This is a genomic window from Mycobacterium sp., from assembly GCF_035653355.1.
Taxonomy (GTDB): Bacteria; Actinomycetota; Actinomycetes; order Mycobacteriales; family Mycobacteriaceae; genus Mycobacterium.
This window is the reverse complement of sequence record NZ_DASRBZ010000043.1, coordinates 1-4,458: the sequence shown is the minus strand read 5'-3', so window position 1 is coordinate 4,458 and position 4,458 is coordinate 1. Positions and strand designations below refer to the sequence as shown.

The 4,458-nt window shown below is 66.7% G+C and carries 6 protein-coding genes; 3 read left to right on the top strand and 3 right to left on the bottom strand.

Annotated features, from left to right (window positions below; genetic code table 11):
- From VFA16_RS01295 to VFA16_RS01285, 3 genes are all read right to left on the bottom strand, one after another.
- The coding region (locus tag VFA16_RS01295) for an adenosine deaminase (protein ID WP_324966075.1) at positions 1–884 on the bottom strand (884 nt) is incomplete at its 3' end.
- The gene (locus tag VFA16_RS01290) at positions 881–2,167 is read right to left on the bottom strand and encodes a thymidine phosphorylase (RefSeq protein WP_324966074.1); all 1,287 of its coding nucleotides are present in this window, start codon (positions 2,165–2,167) and stop codon (positions 881–883) included. The genes VFA16_RS01290 and VFA16_RS01295, both read right to left, overlap by 4 nt.
- 2 nt (positions 2,168–2,169) lie before the next feature.
- On the bottom strand, positions 2,170–2,568 hold the full coding sequence (locus VFA16_RS01285) for a cytidine deaminase (RefSeq protein WP_414687609.1): 399 nt from the start codon (positions 2,566–2,568) through the stop codon (positions 2,170–2,172).
- Between the two features lie 212 nt (positions 2,569–2,780).
- Here VFA16_RS01285 and sdhC point away from each other — a divergent pair, with 212 nt between their 5' ends.
- The 3 genes from sdhC to VFA16_RS01270 form a co-directional block, all read left to right on the top strand.
- Complete coding sequence (gene sdhC / locus VFA16_RS01280) at positions 2,781–3,200, top strand: succinate dehydrogenase, cytochrome b556 subunit (protein WP_324966073.1); 420 nt, start codon at positions 2,781–2,783, stop codon at positions 3,198–3,200.
- Positions 3,197–3,643, top strand: coding sequence for a succinate dehydrogenase hydrophobic membrane anchor subunit (locus VFA16_RS01275; protein ID WP_324966072.1), 447 nt, complete (start codon positions 3,197–3,199; stop codon positions 3,641–3,643). Before sdhC ends, VFA16_RS01275 begins: the two co-directional genes overlap by 4 nt.
- On the top strand, positions 3,640–4,458 hold an 819-nt coding region (locus VFA16_RS01270), incomplete at its 3' end, for an FAD-dependent oxidoreductase (protein WP_324966071.1). The genes VFA16_RS01275 and VFA16_RS01270, both read left to right, overlap by 4 nt.

Below are 4,458 nucleotides of genomic sequence, written 5' to 3'. Positions count from 1 at the left end.
ACCCGGAACCGTGCCCGGGCCAGCAGATCGAACGGATGCTCTGCGATGCTGTCGACGACACCGGAATGCACATTGGAGCTCGGGCACAGCTCCAGCGGAATTCGCTTGTCTCGCAATATTGCAGCCAGTCGGCCAAGCCGTACCGTGCCGTCGTCGTCGACGTGGATGTCGTCGACGATCCGCACTCCGTGCCCTAGCCGGTCGGCACCGCAGAAGGCGATCGCCTCGTGGATGGACGGCAGCCCGAATGCCTCGCCGGCATGAATGGTGAAGCGGGCGTTGTGGTCTCGCATGTACTCGAATGCGTCCAGGTGCCGGGCCGGTGGATAGCCCGCCTCCGCGCCCGCGATGTCAAAACCAACCACGCCTTTGTCGCGGAACCTGATCGCCAGCTCGGCGATTTCGCGGGACAGCGCCGCGTGGCGCATCGCGGTGACCAGGCAGCGCACCGCAATCGTGCGGCCCTCGGCGGCCGTGGCCTTCTCGCCGTCGGCAAAACCGGCCAGCACCGCATCGACCACGTCGTCAAACGACAGCCCGCGATTGATGTGCAGCTCGGGGGCGAAGCGCACCTCGGCGTAGACGACGTTGTCGGCGGCCAGGTCCTCCACGCACTCATAGGCGACCCGGTGCAGCGCTTCAGGGGTCTGCATCACCGCGACGGTGTGCGCGAACGGTTCGAGGTAGCGTTCCAGCGATCCGCTGTAGGACCGGGTGTGGAACCACCGTCCCAGCTCGTCGATGTCGGTGGCGGGCAGGTCGTCGTAGCCGATCTCGCCGGCGATGTCGAGCACGGTGGCCGGGCGCAGTCCGCCGTCAAGGTGATCGTGGAGCAGCGCTTTGGGCGCCTTGCTGATCATGTCCAGGGTCAGCGGTGTCGTCATGCTTTGATCCGATCGACGATCAGGGGCCGTTGGGGCGGTGGCGTGTCGGCGACGCTCCAGCCGCCGTCCAGCTCGGCCATCGCGGCGCCGAAGCGTTCCGGGGTGTCGGTGTAGAGCGTGAACAGCGGCTCACCGGCCGCGACCGGTTCACCGGGACAGCGATGGATTCGTACGCCGGCGCCGGGTTGCACCCGTTCACCCGGGCGGGTTCTGCCCGCGCCGAGCCGCCACACCGTCATCCCTATCGCCATCGCGTCGATGTCGCCCATTGTGCCGCCCCGGTCGGCGGTCACGGTCTCCGAACACGCGCCCAGCGGCAACGGTGCCGCTAAGTCGCCGCCCTGCGCGGCCACCAGCGCGCGGAAACGATCCATTGCGGTGCCGTCACGCAGGGTGGTTGCGGGATCGCGTGCGTCGATGCCGGCGAGCTCAAGCATCTCGGTGGCCAGCGCCACGGTTAGCTGCACCACGTCGGGTGGTCCGCCGCCGGCCAGCACGTCGAGGGCTTCGGCGACTTCCAGCGAATTGCCGATGGCGGTACCCAGTGGGCGGTTCATGTCGGTGAGCAGCGCGTGGGTCGGCGTGCCGTGCGCGCCGCCCAGCCGCACCATGGTCTGCGCCAATTCACGGCAGAGCGATTCTGATTTCAGCAGCGCGCCGGAGCCCACCTTGACGTCGAGGACTAGTGCGCTGGCGCCTTCGGCCAGCTTCTTGCTCATCACTGAGCTGGCGATCAGCGGCAGCGATTCGACGGTGCCGGTGATGTCGCGCAGTGCGTAGAGCTTTGCGTCGGCGGTCGCCAGCCGGCCGGCGGCGAAGATAGCCGCGCCGATCTCGCGGAGCTGTTCGCGCACCCGGCCGGCGGACAGATCAGCCGTGAACCCGGCGATGGATTCCAGTTTGTCGAGAGTGCCGCCGGTGTGGCCGAGCCCGCGCCCGGATGCCTGGGGCACGGCGGCTCCACATGCGGCGACGACGGCCACCAGGGGCAGCGTGATCTTGTCGCCAACTCCGCCGGTGGAGTGCTTGTCCACGGTCGGCATGCTCAGATCGCTGAAGTCCAGCCGCTCGCCGGAGGCCAGCATCGCCGCGGTCCACCGGGCGGTCTCCGTGTGGTCCATGCCGCGCAGGTAAATCGCCATCAGCAGCGCCGCCATCTGTTCTTCGGCGATCCGCCCGTGGGTGTAGGCGTCGACGACCCAGTCGATGGCGGCGTCGGAAAGCCGGCCGCCGTCGCGCTTGGTCTTGATCACCGTGGGCGCGTCGAATGTGGAGTCGCTCACGGCTATTGGTGTGGAAGGTCGTCGGGGCTGAAGGCGTCGGGCAGTAGGTCGCCGAGCCGGCGCGGTCCGGCGGGGTGGTCGATGAGCAGATCGGGACCGCCGTGCTCCAACAACAGCTGCCGACAGCGCCCGCAGGGCATCAGCAGGGTCCCGCTCGCATCGACGCACACTACGGCGAGCAACCTGCCGCCGCCGGTCGAATGCAGGGCGCTGACCACTCCGCATTCGGCACAGAGACCTAGGCCATATGAGACATTCTCCACATTGCATCCGGTGACCACGCGGCGATCGTCGACCAGTGCCGCTGCGCCCACTCGCAACCGCGAATACGGTGCGTAGGCTCGGTGTGCTGCTTGGACCGCCTTGTCCCGCAGTATATTCCACTCAATTGCGTCGGTCATGTCAGCGATGCCCGCCTTGTTCTGAACACATAGGGCAGCCCCGTCCAGCCGTCGATCAACCCCGAACGTCACCTTAACGTTGCGCCAGATGCGGGTGCCGCTGGTTGCTTAGCCGTTATCCGACCCGGCAAATAGGTCTAGATTGAATTGCCCGGCTAGACACTGCGTACCGATCGCAAGCGCAGCGGGTCGGCACCATAACGGGAGGACCTATGACGACGACGTCTGCCGCGCCGGCACAAGGATCCTCGCGCCCACGGCCGGTGCGGACCCTGTATCGCGGCGACCCCGGTATGTGGTCGTGGGTGCTGCACCGCATCACCGGCGCGACGATCTTCTTCTTCCTGTTCGTTCACGTGCTCGACACCGCGCTGGTGCGAGTGGGCCCGCAGACCTACAACGAGGTCATCGAGACCTACAAATCACCGATCGTGGGCGTGATGGAGCTGGGGCTGGTGGCTGCGGTGCTCTATCACGCGCTGAACGGCGTGCGTGTCATCTTGATCGATTTCTGGTGGCAAGGCACCCGCTACCAGCGGCTGATGCTGTGGGTCATCGGCGTCGTCTGGCTGCTGGTCATGGTTCCGGCCACGGTCGTGCTGGCCCTCCACTTCCTGGGGCGGTTCGCATGACCGCGCCCCGGCCCGCCCCGGTGTTGACCCGCAACCACGATCGCCCCGCCGGCCTGGACAATCCGCGCGCACCCCGCCGGCGCTCAGGCATGCCCAACTTCGAGAAATACGCCTGGCTGTTCATGCGGTTCTCCGGCATGGTGCTGGTGTTCCTAGCACTTGGCCACCTGTTCGTGATGCTGATGTGGGACGACGGTGTGTACCGCATCGACTTCAACTACGTGGCCCAGCGCTGGCATTCGCCGTTCTGGCAGACCTGGGACCTACTGCTGTTGTGGCTGGCACAGCTGCACGGCGGCAACGGGCTGCGCACCATCATCGACGACTACAGCCGCAAGGACTCCACCCGGTTCTGGCTGAACTCGCTGCTGGTGGTGTCGATGGTGTTCACGCTGGTGCTGGGCACCTATGTGCTGCTGACGTTCGACCCCAACGTCTCATGATCCACCAACATCGCTACGACGTGGTGATCGTCGGCGCCGGCGGCGCCGGCATGCGGGCCGCTGTCGAGGCCGCACCCCGCGCGCGCACCGCCGTGCTGACCAAGCTCTACCCCACCCGCAGCCACACCGGCGCCGCCCAGGGCGGAATGTGCGCGGCGCTGGCCAACGTCGAAGAAGACAACTGGGAATGGCACACCTTCGACACCGTCAAGGGCGGCGACTACCTGTGCGACCAAGACGCGGTCGAGATCATGTGCCGCGAGGCCATCGACGCGGTGCTGGACCTGGAGAAAATGGGGATGCCGTTCAACCGCACCCCCGAGGGCCGCATCGACCAGCGCCGCTTCGGCGGGCATACCCGCGACCACGGCAAGGCCCCGGTACGCCGATCCTGCTATGCCGCCGACCGCACCGGCCACATGATTCTGCAGACGCTGTACCAGAACTGCGTCAAGCATGACGTCCAATTCTTCAACGAGTTCTACGTTCTCGACCTGGCGCTGACCCAGACCCGCGGCGGCCCCGTAGCCACCGGCGTTATCGCGTACGAACTGGCTACCGGCGACATCCACGTCTTCCACGCCAAGGCCGTCGTGATCGCTACCGGCGGGTCGGGCCGGATCTACAAGACCACCTCCAACGCGCATACCTTGACCGGCGACGGCATCGGCATCGTGTTCCGCAAGGGACTCCCCTTGGAGGACATGGAGTTTCACCAGTTCCATCCGACCGGCCTGGCCGGGCTGGGCATTCTTATCTCCGAAGCCGTGCGTGGCGAAGGCGGTCGGTTGCTCAACGGCGAGGGCGAGCGCTTC

What these genes read in the sequence shown, in the direction of transcription:
- VFA16_RS01285 (WP_414687609.1), bottom strand. Translation starts at nt 2,568, where the DNA reads ATGACCGACGCAATTGAGTGGAATATACTGCGGGACAAGGCGGTCCAA.
- sdhC (WP_324966073.1), top strand. Translation starts at nt 2,781, where the DNA reads ATGACGACGACGTCTGCCGCGCCGGCACAAGGATCCTCGCGCCCACGG.
- VFA16_RS01275 (WP_324966072.1), top strand. Translation starts at nt 3,197, where the DNA reads ATGACCGCGCCCCGGCCCGCCCCGGTGTTGACCCGCAACCACGATCGC.